Source organism: Pseudomonas rhizophila, assembly GCF_003033885.1.
GTDB classification, from domain to species: Bacteria; Pseudomonadota; Gammaproteobacteria; order Pseudomonadales; family Pseudomonadaceae; genus Aquipseudomonas; species Aquipseudomonas rhizophila.
Genome location: NZ_CP024081.1, coordinates 1,303,261 through 1,321,444, shown reverse-complemented (window position 1 = coordinate 1,321,444; position 18,184 = coordinate 1,303,261). Strand labels below are relative to the sequence as shown.

Annotated in this window: 8 protein-coding genes and 4 tRNA genes; 2 read left to right on the top strand and 10 right to left on the bottom strand. The window is 58.4% G+C overall.

The features are described from left to right. Window positions 1–8: 8 nt before the first annotated feature. The 3 genes from CRX69_RS06115 to CRX69_RS06105 all read right to left on the bottom strand — a co-directional run bounded on the left by CRX69_RS06115 (window position 9) and on the right by CRX69_RS06105 (window position 9,954). Window positions 9–7,775 carry a two-partner secretion domain-containing protein gene (locus CRX69_RS06115; protein ID WP_107321727.1) on the bottom strand — a complete coding sequence of 2,589 codons (7,767 nt, stop codon included), beginning with the start codon at window positions 7,773–7,775 and terminating at the stop codon, window positions 9–11. Between the two features lie 39 nt (window positions 7,776–7,814). Further along, a complete protein-coding gene (locus CRX69_RS06110; RefSeq protein ID WP_047228771.1) occupies window positions 7,815–9,521 on the bottom strand; it encodes a ShlB/FhaC/HecB family hemolysin secretion/activation protein in 1,707 nt (568 codons plus the stop codon). 356 nt (window positions 9,522–9,877) lie between these two features. Further along, a tRNA-Arg gene (locus CRX69_RS06105) sits at window positions 9,878–9,954 on the bottom strand. 524 nt (window positions 9,955–10,478) lie between these two features. Between CRX69_RS06105 and CRX69_RS06100 the strand changes: the two genes are divergently transcribed. Further along, window positions 10,479–10,805, top strand: coding sequence for an Arc family DNA-binding protein (locus tag CRX69_RS06100; RefSeq protein WP_047228772.1), 327 nt, complete (start codon window positions 10,479–10,481; stop codon window positions 10,803–10,805). Between the two features lie 121 nt (window positions 10,806–10,926). On the opposite strand, the gene mgtE is transcribed toward CRX69_RS06100, so the two are convergent. After that, window positions 10,927–12,369, bottom strand: coding sequence for a magnesium transporter (mgtE, locus tag CRX69_RS06095; protein WP_047228773.1), 1,443 nt, complete (start codon window positions 12,367–12,369; stop codon window positions 10,927–10,929). 322 nt (window positions 12,370–12,691) lie between these two features. Here mgtE and CRX69_RS06090 point away from each other — a divergent pair, with 322 nt between their 5' ends. Then, the gene (locus CRX69_RS06090) at window positions 12,692–13,195 is read left to right on the top strand and encodes a cell envelope protein SmpA (RefSeq protein WP_107321726.1); all 504 of its coding nucleotides are present in this window, start codon (window positions 12,692–12,694) and stop codon (window positions 13,193–13,195) included. A 40-nt stretch (window positions 13,196–13,235) separates the two neighbouring features. Here CRX69_RS06090 and CRX69_RS06085 read toward each other — a convergent pair. The 6 genes from CRX69_RS06085 to alaS form a co-directional block, all read right to left on the bottom strand. Further along, a tRNA-Arg gene (locus CRX69_RS06085) sits at window positions 13,236–13,312 on the bottom strand. 72 nt (window positions 13,313–13,384) lie between these two features. Next, window positions 13,385–13,461 (bottom strand) — tRNA-Arg (locus tag CRX69_RS06080). Window positions 13,462–13,569: 108 nt separating this feature from the next. Beyond that, window positions 13,570–13,660, bottom strand: a tRNA-Ser gene (locus CRX69_RS06075). 62 nt (window positions 13,661–13,722) lie between these two features. Continuing rightward, the gene (gene csrA / locus CRX69_RS06070; protein ID WP_003178872.1) at window positions 13,723–13,911 is read right to left on the bottom strand and encodes a carbon storage regulator CsrA; all 189 of its coding nucleotides are present in this window, start codon (window positions 13,909–13,911) and stop codon (window positions 13,723–13,725) included. Between the two features lie 182 nt (window positions 13,912–14,093). Continuing rightward, window positions 14,094–15,335, bottom strand: coding sequence for an aspartate kinase (locus tag CRX69_RS06065; RefSeq protein WP_047228775.1), 1,242 nt, complete (start codon window positions 15,333–15,335; stop codon window positions 14,094–14,096). A gap of 89 nt (window positions 15,336–15,424) precedes the next feature. Next, a complete protein-coding gene (gene alaS / locus CRX69_RS06060) occupies window positions 15,425–18,049 on the bottom strand; it encodes an alanine--tRNA ligase (RefSeq protein WP_047228776.1) in 2,625 nt (874 codons plus the stop codon). Window positions 18,050–18,184: the final 135 nt, after the last annotated feature.

The window sequence follows — 18,184 nt, the reverse complement described above, 5'->3', positions numbered from 1 at the left end:
AATGAACCCTATTTCTGAATGAATTTAATATAGCCGGCCGGTACACAACCCTTGATCAAGCACTCACCATCACGCATCACGTTCACCAGGTCTGACTCCGCCCTGCTCAATGAAGTCTCATTTTTTGGGCTGGGGTTGCTTGTGTATTTATTCCGCGCGGCATTTACCCTAGCCTGAAGCTCAGCAACGACCTCACGATTGCTCAAAAACTTTGTGTCTGGTAATACACCAGAATCTATATCCTGCTGCAATCGCTTGACGTCGATTTCTATTTTTTGAGAGCCGTAATCTTTAGGATTGGATGACACTCTCGGGTCGGTCACAGAAATGTACGGAGAATTTTCAGAACCGCCTCCGCGCACATGTGTCTGAATGCTGCCTGTCCCCTCAAGATTAGGGGGTACCAAATCGCCATTCTCTTTAATGTAGGCCTTTGGCTTTCCATTTCCCCCCACAGATAAAGAAAAATCATTGTCGCTGCGCACTACTACAGGGTCGGCTGGAACTTTAGGCACACTGGAACTGCCAGAGTCTTTAGCACCTTGACTCGCACTACCCCGTCCAGATGCCCCAATCCTCGGCACCCCAAGACTCGCCGCATTCATAGCGCCGACCACAATGTTGCCGATGCCATTCCACGTATCACCATCGTAGACCTGGCCCGCACCGTGTCCTGCTTGGAGTGCACCATTCGCCGCAGCTGCGACCCGAATCGTAGTGCCGAGATTTCCGGTCAGGAAATACAGAGCAGGTGACCCCACGTCACTCATCGCCTGCATTTCACGATTGATGCGCAGGTAACCCTCAGCATCGCGGTACAGCATTTCGCTAGCGCTCTGGTCCCTGGACCAAAAGATGTTGGCCACCGACACGCCGTCCCGAGCTCTCAGGTCGTCGGCGTAGGCAATTCGCTCCTGGGTAGTACCGCCCGCATACGGGTAGTCTCGGTATGGATCCGGTCCGTTTTTAAGCAGATTATTGATGCTCGTGCGAGCAGCCTCCACCCCGTGTTCCTGGCTTTGCTCGTAGCCGTAGACCTGAAGATAAGCGCCCAGCTCTGTTTTCTCTGCCGGAGAAAGCGACGCGGGATCGGTGTGAAAACGCTCCAACAACGCATCGCTACGCTGGTCCGAGCCTTGGAGCACCATCATCTTTTTGGCGGCGTCCAGGCTCTTGGTTTCTTCATACTCCTTGAGAGCTCTGTCTCGCTCCGCTTGGGAGTGGTCTCCGAGGAAGTTGTAACGCGTGCCGTTTTCCGCCACTTGCGCGGCAACGTCCAGATCTCCATTGGATGCCGCAGCGCCTAGTACGCCGACAACTTTTGAAAGTGCGACCAGATTCTCTTGGGCCCGAGTGTATTCAGGTGTACCGGGCTCCAGATGCGAGGGCAGGAGCGTATCCCCCAGCAAACCGATAAGAACCTCGTTTGCCCCGCCCGCTATTGCTCCTGTACGGAAGTCTCCTCCCATGACTTCCGCCATCAATCCGCCCAAGGCCGAATGAAGCAGAATCGCTTCCAAGCTGCCTTCGGCCAGACCGAAGTCGCCGATTTTTCCGGCGCCATACGCTCCACCAATGCTGGCCGCCGTTCCAGCCAACGAAGTTGCTAAGTTGTCTTGGTAACTGCCTCCGTACACCGCTGTTTTAATCGCAGCATCCGCAGCCACTTTCATAGCGACTGTCTTTACGCTCTCGGCATTGAAGCCAACCGTGCTAGCGTCATAGCCAAGCCCTTGGGCAACCCCTGCCGTAGCTATCGAGACGGCATACCCTTTCAGGCTCTCCTTGGAAGTAACGTCCTTGGCAATCGCGCCGAGGTTTCCTCGGTTGTCGATGGTACTGACCGTCGCCTTGGTCGCGACGCTGATTGCTCCGGCCTGAACCATGGTATTCATGCCAGCCATCATCGGCCCCATAACGGCCGCGAGGGCAATGGCGATGATCAGTTGTGAAGCCGGCCCCAAGCCCGACGTGTTGTATTTGAAGGACTCATGGATCTCCTTTACTTGCCGCCAGTCCACGTCACCGCGCTGCTCGGCTTCCTTGATCCAGGCCAGTTGCGGATCGGCTTTTATCATCGCATCAATGGTCTGGCTGACCGTTTTCTGATCGACATGCTTGATGTCGATCTTCAGACCTTCGACTGCCTTGATGGTGATATTGCCCGCCGCCGCCATCTGCGTCTGGCGCAGGGTTTCGTCAGTATTACCCTTGCCCTTAGCGGAGTTCCAGAACGCATTGTTATTGGTCTTCGTATGGCTTTCGTCGTGCAGATCCTTCACGCCTTCGAAGACGATGGCGCCGCCACTTTCCAGTATCAGGTCCTTCCCGCTTTGCAGCTTGGCGACTTGGTAGCGCTGGTCATCGCCACTCTTGAGCGTCAGGTCGCCTCCCGTCTGGATCTGGCTGCCGATATGGGTGATTTGTGTCACCTCATCGCGCCGCATCTTCAAGCTGCCCCAACCGCCTTTTTTCTTCATGTCATACAGCGAGTAATCACGATTCTGCTCAGCCAACAGACTCAGCTGCTTCCCCGCCACCAAATAGGCCGCGTTACCCGCCGCAATCTTGCTCGCGACCATCAACAGATCATTGTGCGCAGCAACCCTTACATCCCCCCCAGCATCGAGGGTGGTCGCCTGCTGCGAGACATGGTCCTCTTCCTTGTTGATCTTCTTGCCGCTGCGCTTGTAGCGGTATTCGCTGGACTCCTCGTTCGCCGCCGAGATCAGGGCGACATCGTTGCCGCTCAGGTTGATATCGCCTTTGGCTTGGAGATGGCTGGCGACAACAGTGAGGTTGTTGCCGGCGGTGACGTTCAGGTTGCCACCCGCCTTGACCTCACTGGCGTGCTGAACGGTCTGGCTTTGCTCCCAGAAGTGGCGTTTGTCCTGGCGCATCGAGCCGCTTTCTTCGCGAGCCGCGGAGATGACAACGTCGTTGCCCGCGCTCAAGTCCGCGTTGTTGCCCGCGGTAATCGCGCCGCCCACGTTGAGCAAATCGCCCGCTGCACGCATGGTGAGATTGTTACCGGCCTCGATACGCGCAGCATTGTCGACAACGGAGGTCTTCGAACTGAAGCCCTTGCCGCTGTTTTCGATGGTGCTAATGGTCCGGTCGTTGCGGATGTCGCCGGTCAAGGTCGACAGCTCGACGTCCTTGCCCTTGAGGATGCCGCCTTGCATGTTGACCAGGTCTTTGCCCGCGACCAACTTGAGCCGCTCACCAGCCTCGGCCAGGCGCGTGTTGACCAGATTGTTCCCGGCCGCCGCCGAGAGGTTCTCGCTGGCACGCAGCGTCCCGGCGTTCTTCAGGTCGGTGCCTGCAATCAGGGTGAGGTTCTTGCCTTGGATCAACGCGCCATCGGCCATCAGCCGGTTGTTGGCCTGGGCCAGGTAAAGCACCGGCACCAGGACATGTTGACCATTGACGACCTGGTCTTCCATCCAGACGATGTCGTGGGTCAGCGCGGCGACTTGTTGCGAAGTCAGGGTCACGCCAACGGCCAGGTTCAGTTGTTCCTTGCTGGCGATGGCGTTGTTCATCAGGTACTTGAACATGCCTTCGTCGGAGGTCTGGCCATCGAGAAAGCGTTGGCCGGTGCGGGCGATCACGGCTTGCTGGATCAGGCGTTGCTCGTACAAGCCATCGCCCAGGCGCTTCCAACTGGTGTCGGGGTCATAACCCAGGTTGCCCAACAGGTAGTCCGAGCTCATGAACTGCTTGAGGTCGGTCAGCGCGGGGTTGGTTTCAATCAGGTATTTCGGGCCGATGATGACCCGGCTGGCGGCCGAACCCTGGACAGTGGCCTGGCTTTGGTCATGACTGTTTTGCGCTGCGGCCGCGCTGTCGACGACACGAAACAAGCCATTCTCGCCAGTCGGCAAGGTGAACCCGGGCATGGTGGTCGGGTTGACTTGTTGTTGGGCCAGATCAGGCGGTAGCTGCGGGTTGAGCACCACGACTGCTGGCTGTGCGGCGTCGGCCACATCGGTGGCCGCTGACTTGGTCGCTCCGGCCTGCGGCGCCTGGAACTGCACGATGCTGCTGTTCTCCAGCCGCTGGGTAGCCTGGATGCTGATGTCGCCGCCCGATTGAACAACCGCGGGCGCCAGCGACTCCCCAGGCGTCACGGTGGTGATGTCGCCTATCTGACGGAAGGAGTTGAGCGCATCTACCGGCACTTGTTTCGGATTGGCCTGGGCGTTGTAAGGGACGATGATCCTGGCGCGGAAACGCTCATCGGTGCCATCGGTGACCCGGCCGGTATTCCAGGTCCGCGTTCTGACGCTGGTCCCGGAAACGGCGCCAACGTTGGCGAAGTTGTCTGCGGTAATCAGCAGGTCGGCGGCCGAGGCCATCACGCTGTATTGGTTGGTCACCGCAGAGCCATCAACGGTCAGTTTCGCCCCACTCATCAGGGTGGCACTGGCCGAGTCTTCAAGCACTGCGCTTTGGTAGGTCTCCCGGGCTATATAGTCGACGTTGTGGTGGTCACCACCGCAGTCATAACATTTGACACTGATGGAGCCCGACACCAGCTCATCGGTGGTGGAGAAAACGTCCTTGCGATTGATCAAGGTGTCGCTGCGCAGCGACATGTCCTTGGCCGATTCAAGGGTGCCGGAGATGTTCTCCAGCAACGTGCTGCGAGCGACGCCATCTCGTGCCGCGACATTCAACGCCCCCAGGCTGTAGACGTCCGCACGATAGTTGGTGAAGCGGTTGAAACGCAGGGCCATGTCCGCGCCACTGAAGATCAGACCGCGATCGTTGAGCGCCTCGTTGGCAACCAGTTCGACGGTGTCGGCGCCGCCCAGTGTGCCTGTATTGACCAGGCTCGTGGCGGCCAGGGAGAATTTGCCGCCGCCGGTGATCCGTCCGGCATTGTTCAATGCACCGAGACTGGTGACGGTGGTGGTGCCACCGCCAGCCAGGCGCGAGCCGCTGGAGAGATCGATACTGGCGGCGCTCAGATCGAATTGATCGACACTGCTGAGGCGGCTGTTTTCGGTACCGACATAAGCGCCGGTCAGCTTCAGATCCAAATCAACGTCGCTGCTGATGGTGCCCGCGTTATTCCAGGTGCCGCCCGTGGCCAGCAGGCTTTGCACCGCGACCAACTTGCCGCTGCTGGTCTGATTGAGCTGGTCCACCTTCAGGTTCAGGACATTGGCCTGGATATCCGAGCTGTTGTCCCAACGCGCCGCGTCGACGGTCAGGGTGCCTGAGGTCATCAGGCTGCCGCCGATGTTACTGAACCTGGCCAGGTCCACGCCTAACATGCCGGTGCCCACATGACGAACATTGCCGTCAGCATTCTTGAAGCCTGCCATCTGCAAGGACAGGTCCTGGGTAGCCGCTTCAATGACGCCGCCCTGGTTGTCCAGCAGTTGATCAACCGTTAGCGTCGCGGTCCCCAGCTTGCCCACTGAGCGCAACTTACCGCCCTGGTTATCAATCGATACGGCCGTGATCAGCAGGCCGTTGGAACCTTCGACCAGACCGAGCTGGTTGTTCAGCGCCCCGGTCAACCCGAAATCAACGGTGTTTGCCGCGGCGCGTCCGTCGCTGTTGTCCAGATCCTGGGCACGCACCGTCAGGGCCTGTTTGGCGAGCACTGCACCGTTGCGGTTCTCGAACGTAGCGGTAGTGAGCTCGGCGCTCCCGGACAAGGCCGAGATTTGCCCACCATTGTTGAGCACCGCTTGTTTCGCATCGAGATTGACGGACTGCGCCTGGATCAACCCGGCCTCGCCAGCGGAGGTGAGCGACTCGCCGTTATCCAACACCTTGTTCAACTCAGCTTTCAGCCAACCGCCAACACTGGCAAGAACACCGCCACGGTTATCGAGACTGTTCGCCTCGACATCCACGTTCCCGGCCTGGGTAATGGCGCTGCCATCCCGGTTGACGAAATCCCCGGTGATATCGACCTTCAGGTCACCCTGGCTGAGCAGGCTACCTTTGGTGTTATCGAGACCACCGCCGTTGATCGTCAGCCCCTGTTCGGTGCTGATGATCGCCTCATTGTTATTGAACAGTTGCTGGTGAGCGGTCAGGCTCATGGCCTTGACCGAGGCGATATAGCCATCGTCGCTGTTGTTGATGCGGTCTGCGGTCAGGGTAAGTTTCCCCTGGCTGACCACCTTGCCGTCCTGCTGGTTGAAGCTTTTCAGCGTGGCAACGAGATCACCCTGGCTGGTGATTTGTCCTGCGCTATTTTCAGCGCTACCACCCCCAAGGGTCAGTGCGGCGTCGGACGCAATTTTGCCGCCGCTGTTATCCAGGGTTTTCGCTTCGAGCTTCAGGAAGTTGTGGCTGCTGATAACGCCTGCGCTGTTCTTTAGCGTCCCGGCGATCAGAGTCTGCTCGCCGTCGCTGACGATGATCCCTTTATCGCGGTTATCCAAGGCTCCAGTGGCCACTGCTTGAATGTTGTCTTGGCTGACCAGCGTGCCGGCGCGGTTGTCGATGTCTTTGCTGTCGAGCGTCAGGCTCTTGCCGGCGGAAAAAGTGCCGCCGCGATTGTCGAGGGTCTGCGTGGTCGTGGCTTTCAAGTCGCGACTGGCGATCACGTTCTGCCCGCGATTGTCGATGTTCGCCGCGGTCAGCACGACATCGCCAATCTGGTTGCGGGTGTTATCGACGTTGACGCCTGCTTCGATGATGCCAAGGTTGTTGAGCTGGCCGTCGGTGGTCAGCGTGACCTTCTCGCGCGCCGCGATAGCGCGCTGGTTGCTGAGAGCGCCCTTGGTTGTCACCTGAACATGGCTGCCGGCATACATCGTCCCTTGGGCGTCCAGGCTTTGAGCCTTGATCTCGACGGCGCCTGCCGCCGTGGTTTGCGCCAAGCTCAAATGACCATTGGCATCAAGCTGGATATCACCGCCACTGGCGACCATCTTGCCGTCGAGCTTGACCCCGACCCCGGCCTCGGTGCCCACCAGTTTGATGGTGCCAGCGTACATGCCACCCAAGGCCGAGGAGTCGATGGCCAGTTGCGGTTTGGCGCTGCCGTCGTCGGCACGGACGGTGGCATTGAGGGTATCGGCGTTGACGTCGTTACGACCGGCAATAATTGTCAGATTCTTTGCCTGGATCTCGGCATTGATCTTCGCGCTGCGGGTGATGATTTCGAAACGGTCGACGTTGTTGGCGTTGAGGCCTGCGCCTTCGATCGCAACGCTGCCCTGGTCGACCTGATAGCGACTCAACTGACCGTTTTCGATAATCGGTTTGCCGGTGGTCAGGGTCGCCTTCGGGGTATTGATAAACCCGCAACCATTACAGGTGATGCCATAAGGGTTGGCGACAATGACATGGGCCGACTGCCCCGCCACTTCGGTGTAGCCACGCAGCTGGCTCGGGTTGCCGCCGTTGACTTCGTTGAGGATGACTTTGGCGGCCGTGCCCTTGAGGTTCGGGTTGCCGAGGATGATCCCGCCCAGTTGCGTGGACTGGGCGGCGTTGGTGGCGTTGTTGAGGATCACGCCGTTGCTGCCGACGCTGTAATCCTTGAACTGGTTGTGGGACAGGCCGCTGCCGTTGGGCTTGGCGATGTTGACCACCGGCACGCCATTGCCGGCCTGGCCGAGGCTGGTGCCCGGGGCGCTGACCACGATGCCGCCCGCCTGGGCCCACATCGGCTGCCAGAACATGACGTTGGCCAACAGGAACGCCAGGCCGCGCTTGGGCATGCCCCAGAAGTGCTCGCGGGTTTGCACGGCAGCAGAAGGCTGGCGGGCCAGGAAGGCGTATTGACGGTCGTCCATGATCAAGTCTCGTTGCAGCAGTTTTTAAAAAGGCTGTATTTAGAAAAAGGAATCCACGCGGAAATAGATCGGCGCTTCGCGCTCGGTCAGGGCATCCGGGCGTTCCAAGGAGTGGGCAAAGGTCACGCTGGCCGTCAGGTGCTCACCGCGGGCGAACAACTCCACCGAATTGCTCGACATGCGCCCGTGCTGGTCGCCGTTGTAGCGATTACCGCGAATCACCCCCACGTCATAACCAAGGCTGGTGCCGTACTCGGCGAACACCGGGCGCAGCCACTCCAGCGTCACCGGGCGGCTCCAGCGCAGGTCGTTGCGCCAGTAACCACCACTGTCGCCGGACAGCGTCTGGTCCTTGTAGCCTCGGACCGACGCCAGTCCGCCCAGGCTCATGCGCTGCGGACTGAACAGCGCATCTTCACTGCGCTGACCGGTCATCAAGCTGCTGAAACTGAAGGATTCACCGCCCAGCATGAAGGGCTGCAGGTAACTGACGGTGGCGGTGTATTTGCGATAGCGGGCGTCGGCCTGCCCGGGGCCCGGATCGTCGTCGCCCTGGGCATCGAAAGCGCCGATGCCTTGCTGTACACCCAGGTCCAGGTTGACGAATGCATTGCCGACCCGTCGTCCATGGTTGATGCCGAACTGCGCCTCGCTGATGCGATTGCTGCTGTTACCGAGCTTGCTGTCGTTGACGAAGTTGTTAGTGCGCAGGTACGCCAAGCCGGTGTTGAGCGAAGTCTTGCTCACCGCGTCGCGATGGACCACCCGCTCCAGGCGCACCTGATGGCTCTGACTGTCACCGCTCTGCTTGAAATTGAAGCCGTTGGCCTGGCCCAGGGCGCGGTACTCGCTCTGACTGTAGCTGTAGTTCAGGTTCCACCAGCCAAATGGCAGGTTGTAATAGAGCATGGCATTGCGCGAGGTTTTCTGGTGATCGCTGACGGCATCGTGGCCGCCGCGCAAGGCCAGTTGATCGGCCAGGCCCAGCGGGCTGTCCCAGTCGAAGGAGGTGCCCCATTGCTGTTCGCCGGTGCTCTTCTGGCCATCGTTATGCCGCGCCAGGCCAACGCGCCAAGGCTTTTGCGGGGTGTTTTTGACCAGCACATCACTGCCACCGAGATCCTGTCCCGGCGCCAACTCCATCTGCACGCGATTGGATGGCAAACGGTTCAGTTGGTCGACCATCTGTTCGATGTCCCGCAGATTGAGCAAATCGCCCGCCTTGCCGGGAAAGCTCATGGCCAGTTCCCGCTCGGACAGGCCACTGCCCTCGGCACCCTTCAGCCCTTCCAGCCGGCCCTCAACGACCAGCACTTGCAGGTGACCGCTGGACAGGTCCTGTTGCGGCAAATAGGCACGACTGGTGACCAGGCCTTTTTCCAGGTAGTAATCGGTGATGACCTTGAGCAGCTCGTTAAGCTGTGGCACGCCCAGGCATTGGTTGATATAGGGCTTGAGCAGTTGTTCGCGCTCACTGGCCGAAAGACTGTCGGCGCCCTTGATTTCGATGGTCTTGATGGGGAAGCAACGGGTGTCCACAGGCGCAGTTGGCTGAGTCGGCTTCGCCGCCTTGCCAGGCAATTCCTTGAGTTCTTCCAGGCGTCGACGCTGCTCTTCGAGCAAGCGATCCTGGCGTTCGCGGATCAGGTCCGTGTCGCCGGGTGTCGGCGCAGCGTAGGCAAGTGTTAGCGGAGAAAGGCACAGCAAAGCCAGGCACGACCTCGCCCAATGGGCGGGTGAGAACATGTTCGATCCCTCGATACGGAAATGGCAGCAAACTGGCGAGCAGACAAAGCACCGGAAATCGGTCTTCTCATTTCGGGGAACGCCGGAAAGTCCAGGCTGACTCCGAAAATACTCACGCTACTAATGCGCAAAACTACGCGCACACCAGACCCGGCATATCGCCTTCGGTTCAAAGGAGGGGAAACTTTCTGCTCAAAAAAGAGACGTGTCTCACAGGACGCATTAGAAAGCACCGACAGAAATCGTCTGGTCGGACCTGTACGGGGTGGATTTTTTCGCGATGAAGGAATCGACGCCCGTACCGACCAAGGGGATTTGGCGCAAGAGAGGCAAACCACTGGAGGGCTGGAGAATGATGGTGTCCCAGGGCAGGTTCGAACTGCCAACCTTCCCCTTAGGAGGGGGATGCTCTATCCAATTGAGCTACTGAGACACAAGTCGACCACGAGAAACGCGGTGCGTTGGACGGCGTGCATGTTAACGGTCAGCCTGGCGTTTGTCATGTCGTCCATGGCTTTTTAAGTGTAGGCAAATGTACCGTTCGCCAAGTCTCCCATCGAAGAGCCTGGACCGGACCGCCGCTCATCTGGCCCACCCTGCTCATTCTAGTAAATCGGCAAATCGCCACTATCCTATACAATACAAGGACAGCATCGCGCCGCCGCCTGCGTCATGGTTATCCGCCAGACGGTATGGCACATCGACACGATGCAGTGGTCACAAGATGCGGACCTGGAATTTTTTCCAACCAGTCCGCATTTTTGACGAAGGGTACTGGCATAACGCCTTTACGCGGATCAATATTTGTCACAGAATTGGCGCCAATGATCTGGCAATTTTGAGGCATGATGCGGGCCTCTTAACAATTCAGGTTGAACATTTGGCTAAGGGGCTTGTCCTATCGACATCCTGCGGCCAATCCCGAGAACCGCTCCCCTGAACTAACCGGTTAAATATATGCGCCCAATGAAACAGGCAATTTATTCCAGCCGTACGGCTGACAAGTTCGTCGTACGTCTGCCAGACGGAATGCGGGAACGCATTGCCGAGGTGGCTCGCAATCATCACCGCAGCATGAACTCCGAAATCATCGCGCGCCTTGAGCAAAGCCTTATTCAGGAAGGTGCGTTGGGTGAAGAGCTCAGCATGCGACTGGACAGCCCAGAGCTGTCACTGCATGAACGCGAGCTGCTTCAACGATTCCGACAACTCTCTCATCGCCAGCAAAACGCTCTAGTTTCGCTGATTGCCCATGACGTAGAAATGACCGCAGACGCGTCCTGATAGCATCCAAGATATTGAAGCCAGCCTTGTGCTGGCTTTTTTTTGCCTGGCATTTGGTGACAGAGATTTCCGGCGCCCACGAAAAAGCCCGCCAAATTGGCGGGCTTTCTTGAAGCGCGAATCAGAGCAGGAAAATCGTCGCCAACCCCAGGAAGATGAAAAATCCGCCGCTGTCGGTCATGGCGGTAATCATCACGCTGGCCCCCATGGCGGGGTCACGCCCCATTCGAGCCAGGGTCATGGGAATCAATACCCCCATCAAGGCCGCCAACAACAAGTTGAGCGTCATCGCGGCGGTCATCACTACTCCGAGCGACCAACTGCCATACAGCAGGTATGCCACCACGCCGATCACACCACCCCAAACCAGACCGTTGATCAAGCCCACGGCCAGTTCCTTGCGCATCAATCGCGATGTATTGCCGGTACTGACCTGGTCCAGCGCCATGGCGCGGACGATCATGGTAATGGTCTGGTTGCCGGAGTTACCGCCAATCCCCGCAACGATAGGCATCAGCGCCGCAAGGGCCACCAGTTTTTCGATGGAGCCTTCGAACAAGCCGATCACCCGGGACGCGATGAAAGCCGTGATCAAATTGACCGCCAGCCAGGCCCAACGGTTACGCAGGGACTTCCAGACCGAGGCGAAGATGTCTTCCTCTTCGCGCAGACCGGCCATATTGAGGACTTCGCTTTCGCTCTCCTCACGAATCAGGTCGACCATTTCGTCGATGGTCAGACGGCCGATCAACTTGCCGTTCTTGTCGACAACGGGCGCAGAAATCAAATCGTAACGTTCGAACGCCTGGGCCGCATCGTAGGCATCTTCGTCCGGATGAAAACTCACCGGATCACTGGCCATGACCTCGGCTACCTGCTTTTCCGGATCATTGACGAGCAATCGCTTGATAGGCAGCACGCCCTTAAGCACACCGTCGTAGTCCACCACAAAGAGCTTGTCGGTATGCCCCGGCAACTCCTTGAGACGGCGCAGATAACGCAATACCACTTCAAGACTGACATCCTCACGGATGGTCACCATCTCGAAGTCCATCAGCGCACCGACCTGCTCCTCGTCATAGGACAACGCCGAACGCACGCGCTCGCGCTGTTGGCCGTCGAGGGTTTCCATCAGTTCGTGGATAACGTCCCGTGGCAGTTCGGGCGCAAGGTCGGCAAGTTCGTCGGCGTCCATTTCCTTGGCCGCCGCCAGCAGCTCGTGATCATCCATGTCAGCGATCAGGGTTTCACGAACCGAGTCGGACACTTCAAGCAGGATGTCACCGTCACGATCCGCCTGGACCAACTGCCAGACCGTCAGACGCTCTTCCAGCGGCAAGGCTTCAAGGATGTAGGCGACGTCGGCGGAGTGCAGGTCATCGAGCTTGCGTTGCAGCTCGACGAGATTCTGCCGGTGGACCAGGTTCTCGACCAGGTCGTGATGCGGGCCTTCCTGGCGATGCGTCAGGTCTTCGACCACCCGCTGGCGATGCAGCAGCTCAACGACTTGAGCAAGGCGATCCTGAAGGCTTTCCTGCGTTTTCTTTACTTCTATTTCGGTCATAGGCGAACTCCACTCCCAGCAGTGGAGCACGCCGGAAGGATCAATCAGTCAGTTCATGATTGGTAAAACGAGATATTGAGTAACTACTGGGTAAGTCCATGGGATATTCCACAAGCCCCGGCGGGGCTGACGGGCGCAATCATACACCGCTTGACGCTTTAAAACGTTAAAAAATCATGGCAAGAACAAGCGCTTGCGAGACATACCTGAACGCAGATTGAACCTCTATGCCTACGACGACTTATCCTGAAAAGAAAACACACGCCCCGGTAAAAATGTAGCGGCTAACCTTCTTTTCTTCACCGTCAAGGAGGACGTCAGGATGCTCGTCAGTCGCTACCTGTTTTTACTCGCTGCCCTGCCCTGCCTGCCTTTGGGGGCTGCCGGGCAAAGCGTGCATCGCTGCGAAAATACCGCCGGGCACGTGACCTTTACCACCCTGAGTTGCCGACAGGAAGAAACCCTGTCACTTCAGCAGATCCATCCGACCAGCCCGGGCAGGGCCGAGCCAATGACAGAGGCCATGCTGCCCGAAGCAGAGTTTCGGCAAACATTCGGCAACAAAGCCAACCGCAAGGAACCGACTGTTGTCGGCCAACTCGAAGACCGCTGTGGCAACCTGCTCAATGCCAGGCAACGCCGCGAAGCGATCATGAACCAGCGAGTCGTCAGTGGCATGAGCCAGCAGGACGTGGAAAGCGCCCTGGGCAGACCCGACTCGGTCAAAATCAGGAATTCGAGCACGCGATATACCTACAAAGCGAAAAAAGGTCGCAGCGCAGAGATCGTGTTCGATGAGAAAGGGTGCGTGAAAGGCAAATCGTAGACAGCAAAAAGCCCGCGTTAAACGCGGGCTTTTTGGTGTTTGGTGCACTCGACAGGATTCGAACCTGTGACCGCTCGGTTCGTAGCCGAGTACTCTATCCAGCTGAGCTACGAGTGCAAGTTGTGGTTTTATACCAGATCACAACTGGTTGAAGCCAAGTTATTTGCATCACTGCAAAAAACTCTTAAATGGTGCACTCGACAGGATTCGAACCTGTGACCGCTCGGTTCGTAGCCGAGTACTCTATCCAGCTGAGCTACGAGTGCATTTGTTGCCGCGCATTATAGGTCGCCGAATCTTTTTGTAAAGCGCTTTTTTTCAGTAATTTCAATAACTTACCGATAAAGCCAGATTACGTCGCACTAAATAAATAATGGCGGAGAACGGGGGATTCGAACCCCCGACACCCTTTTGAGGTGTACTCCCTTAGCAGGGGAGCGCCTTCGGCCACTCGGCCAGCTCTCCGCAACACGGGGCGTATATTAACCACCTTCATCCCCGTTTGCAAACATAAAAAACGATAAAAATTAATGGCTTGGTTCGTCGTCCTTCTCTTTCTTGATACGCAGGTAAATTTCCTCTCGGTGCACCGCGACCTCTTTCGGGGCGTTGACGCCAATACGCACTTGATTTCCTTTGACGCCGAGCACGGTCACGGTGATTTCGCCATCGCCAATAATCAGGCTCTCTGCGCACCGACGAGTCAGAATCAGCATACCTTTCTCCTCACGCAATTCAGTTCAGGGACAACAGTCTGCAAAAAAAGGCGTAGGCCCTACGAACCGAAACGGTCGCAGCCTACAAGCCTAGTATTGACCAGCGCGAGCAAAAGAACAGTTTTGGAGCGCGCCTTTCAGAAAAACAAAGGGCGCGGTAAACCGCGCCCCAAGACAACGCCTTACTCGCCCTGTCGGGCAGCAGCGTCGAGTTCGAAAGCCGTGTGCAGGGCGCGCACGGCCAGCTCCAGGTACTTCTCTTCGATGACCACGGAAACCTTGATTTCCGAAGTAGAGATCATCTGGATGTTGATGCTTTCCTTGGCCAGGGATTCGAACATACGGCTGGCCACGCCTGCGTGAGAGCGCATGCCGACACCGACGATCGAGACCTTGGCGATCTTGGTATCACCCACCACTTCCCGGGCACCAATCTCGTCAGCAGTCTTTTTCAGCACCGCTTCAGCGGCCTGGTAGTCGTTGCGGTGCACGGTGAAGGTGAAGTCGGTGGTGTTATCGTGCGCGACGTTCTGCACGATCATGTCGACTTCGATGTTCGCGGCACTGATCGGGCCGAGAATCTTGAACGCCACGCCGGGGGTGTCTGGCACGCCACGGATGGTCAGCTTGGCTTCATCGCGGTTGAAAGCGATGCCGGAAATGATCGGCTGTTCCATGGATTCCTCTTCATCAATAGTAATGAGGGTGCCCGGACCCTCTTTGAAGCTGTGCAGAACGCGCAGCGGAACGTTGTACTTGCCAGCGAATTCGACGGCCCGGATCTGCAGCACCTTGGAACCGAGGCTGGCCATTTCCAGCATCTCTTCGAAGGTGATCTTGTCCAGGCGCTGAGCCACAGGCACCACCCGTGGGTCGGTGGTGTAGACACCATCCACATCGGTGTAGATCTGGCATTCGTCAGCCTTGAGTGCCGCCGCCAGCGCCACGCCCGTGGTATCGGAACCGCCACGGCCGAGAGTGGTGATATTGCCGTGCTCGTCCACACCCTGGAAACCGGCGACCACCACGACGCGACCGGCCTTCAGGTCGCCGCGAATTTTCTGATCGTCGATCTGCAGAATACGCGCTTTATTGTGCGCGCTGTCCGTCAGGATACGAACCTGGTTGCCGGTGTAGGACACCGCCGGCACACCCCGCTTGATCAGCGCCATGGCCAGCAAGGCGATGGTCACCTGCTCGCCAGTGGAAACGATCACATCCAGTTCGCGCGGAACCGGCTGTTGGTCGCCGCTGATTTGCTTGGCCAGATCGATCAGACGGTTGGTCTCGCCGCTCATTGCCGACAGCACAACCACCAGGTCATCGCCCGCTTCACGGAATTTCTTAACCTTGTCGGCGACTTGTTCGATTCTCTCGACAGTACCGACCGAGGTGCCTCCAAATTTCTGTACGATCAAAGCCATTTCAAAGCCGCCTCTGCCCATGAAGGGCGCCCAATAATCACTCAACAGCGACCGGAGTCGTCACTAGACGACGACCCCGGAGCACTGCCTTAAATACCCTGCTCTACAAATGCAACGGTTTGGGCCAGTGCTGCGTCCAGCGCGCCGGCGTCGGTGCCGCCGCCTTGCGCCATGTCCGGACGACCACCACCCTTGCCGCCCACTGCCGCAGCGGCCTGCTTCATCAAATCACCGGCTTTGAGTTGGCCAGTCAGGTCTTTGGTCACGCCTGCGACGAGAACGACCTTTTCCTCATGGACACTGCCGAGCAGGATCACTGCGCGGCCGAGTTTGTTTTTCAGTTGATCGACCAGCGCCAACAGTGCCTTGCCGTCCTGGCCATCCAGGCGCGCGGCCAACACTTTCACGCCCTTGACGTCCACGGCCTGGGCCGACAGATCGTCGCCCGCGGCGCTGGCAGCCTTGGCCTGCAACTGCTCGAGTTGCTTTTCCAGCAGACGGTTGCGCTCCAGCACAGCCGAGAGCTTGTCGATCAGGTTGTCACGGCTGCCCTTGATCAGGCTCGCCGCTTCCTTGAGTTGTTCTTCGGCGGCGTTGAGGTACGCCAGGGCCGCCGCGCCGGTGACCGCTTCGATGCGACGCACACCGGAAGCCACACCGCCTTCGCTGATGATCTTCAGTAGGCCGATGTCACCGGTCCGGTTGGCATGGATACCACCGCACAGCTCCACGGAGAAATCGCCGCCCATGCTCAGCACACGGACGCTGTCGCCGTACTTCTCGCCAAACAGCGCCATGGCGCCCTTGCGCTTGGCGGTCTCGATGTCGGTTTCTTCGGTCTCGACCGGCGAATTCTTGCGGATCTCGGCGTTGACGATGTCTTCCAGCGCCTTGAGTTGCTCAGGCTTGATAGCCTCGAAATGGCTGAAGTCAAAGCGCAAGCGCTGACTGTCCACCAAAGAGCCTTTCTGCTGAACATGCTCGCCCAGTACCTGACGCAACGCGGCATGCAGCAAGTGCGTAGCCGAGTGGTTCAGCGAGGTGGCGTGACGAACCTCGGCGTCGACATGCGCGGCTACCGGAGCGGCAATCATCAGGCTGCCCGAGGCCAATACGCCGTGGTGCAGGAATGCGCCGCCGGTCTTGGTGGTGTCTCGCACATCGAAACGCGAGTTGCCGGCCTGCAGGTAACCGCTGTCACCGATCTGTCCGCCGGATTCGGCGTAGAACGGCGTCTGGTCCAGCACGATCACCCCTTCCTGGCCTTCGCTCAGGATGTCGACCGACTGCCCGTCCTTATAGATAGCCACGATCTTGGCCGAACCGGTCGTGGCGGCGTAGCCGGTGAATTCGGTGGCCACGTCAACCTTGACCAGGCTGTTGTAGTCCATGCCGAAGGAGCTGGCGGAACGCGCGCGCACTCGCTGGGCTTCCATCTCGCGCTCGAAACCTTCCTCGTCGAGGGTCAGGTTGCGTTCGCGGGCGATGTCGCCCGTCAGGTCCATCGGGAAACCGTATGTGTCGTACAACTTGAACACGACATCGCCCGGTACCACGTTGCCCTTGAGCTCGGCCAAATCCTGCTCGAGGATCTTCAACCCCTGCTCCAGGGTTTTGGCGAACTGCTCTTCCTCACCCTTGAGCACGCGCTCGATGTGGGCCTGCTGGGATTTGAGTTCCGGGAAGGCCTCGCCCATTTCGGCCACCAGGGCCGCGACGATCTGATAGAAGAAGCTGCCCTTGGCGCCCAGCTTGTTGCCGTGACGGCAGGCGCGACGAATGATCCGACGCAACACATAGCCGCGGCCTTCGTTGGACGGCAACACACCATCGGCAATCAGGAAGCCGCAGGAACGGATATGGTCGGCCACCACTTTGAGCGAAGCCTGGTTGTCGTTACTGCAACCGATGGCCTTGGCCGAAGCACTCAACAGGCTCTGGAACAGGTCGATTTCGTAGTTGGAGTGAACGTGCTGCAACACCGCACTGATCCGCTCCAGGCCCATGCCGGTGTCGACCGACGGCGCTGGCAACGGATGCAACACGCCATCGGCGGTGCGGTTGAACTGCATGAAGACGTTGTTCCAGATCTCGATGTAGCGGTCGCCATCTTCTTCCGGCGAGCCGGGTGGGCCGCCCCAGATGTCGGCGCCGTGATCGTAGAAAATCTCGGTGCAAGGGCCGCACGGGCCGGTGTCGCCCATGGTCCAGAAGTTATCGGAAGCGTATGGCGCGCCCTTGTTGTCGCCAATGCGCACCATGCGTTCAGCCGGGACACCGACCTCTTTGGTCCAGATGTCATAAGCCTCGTCATCGCTGGCGTAGACCGTTACCCAGAGCTTCTCCTTGGGCAGGTTCAGCCACTTGTCGGAGGTCAGGAAGGTCCAGGCAAAGGTGATGGCGTCGCGCTTGAAATAATCACCGAAGCTGAAGTTACCCAGCATTTCGAAGAAGGTGTGGTGACGAGCGGTATAGCCGACGTTTTCCAGGTCGTTGTGCTTGCCGCCGGCGCGCACGCATTTCTGGCTGCTGACGGCACGGGTGTAGGCACGTTTTTCCTGGCCCAGGAAGCAGTCCTTGAACTGGTTCATCCCCGCGTTGGTGAACAGCAGGGTCGGGTCGTTGCCCGGAATCAAAGAGCTGGAGGCTACTCGGGTGTGGCCTTGCTCTTCGAAGAAGCGAAGGAAGGCTTCACGGATTTCTGCGCTTTTCATTAGGTTCTTCCACGGAGGCTGCGGCCAAAGGCCTGTGCAAAACGTCAACAGACGAAGCAACGGCAAAGGGCCGCATTATATCGGCCCTTCGCGTGGGGTACAGCGTGTTTATGCGATAGAAACTGTCAATTGGGC

Bases quoted from the DNA above. Each gene is read 5' to 3' on its own strand.
- CRX69_RS06115 (WP_107321727.1), bottom strand. From the start codon at position 7,775: ATGGACGACCGTCAATACGCCTTCCTGGCCCGCCAGCCTTCTGCTGCC.
- CRX69_RS06110 (WP_047228771.1), bottom strand. From the start codon at position 9,521: ATGTTCTCACCCGCCCATTGGGCGAGGTCGTGCCTGGCTTTGCTGTGC.
- CRX69_RS06100 (WP_047228772.1), top strand. From the start codon at position 10,479: ATGCGCCCAATGAAACAGGCAATTTATTCCAGCCGTACGGCTGACAAG.
- mgtE (WP_047228773.1), bottom strand. From the start codon at position 12,369: ATGACCGAAATAGAAGTAAAGAAAACGCAGGAAAGCCTTCAGGATCGC.
- CRX69_RS06090 (WP_107321726.1), top strand. From the start codon at position 12,692: ATGCTCGTCAGTCGCTACCTGTTTTTACTCGCTGCCCTGCCCTGCCTG.
- csrA (WP_003178872.1), bottom strand. From the start codon at position 13,911: ATGCTGATTCTGACTCGTCGGTGCGCAGAGAGCCTGATTATTGGCGAT.
- CRX69_RS06065 (WP_047228775.1), bottom strand. From the start codon at position 15,335: ATGGCTTTGATCGTACAGAAATTTGGAGGCACCTCGGTCGGTACTGTC.
- alaS (WP_047228776.1), bottom strand. From the start codon at position 18,049: ATGAAAAGCGCAGAAATCCGTGAAGCCTTCCTTCGCTTCTTCGAAGAG.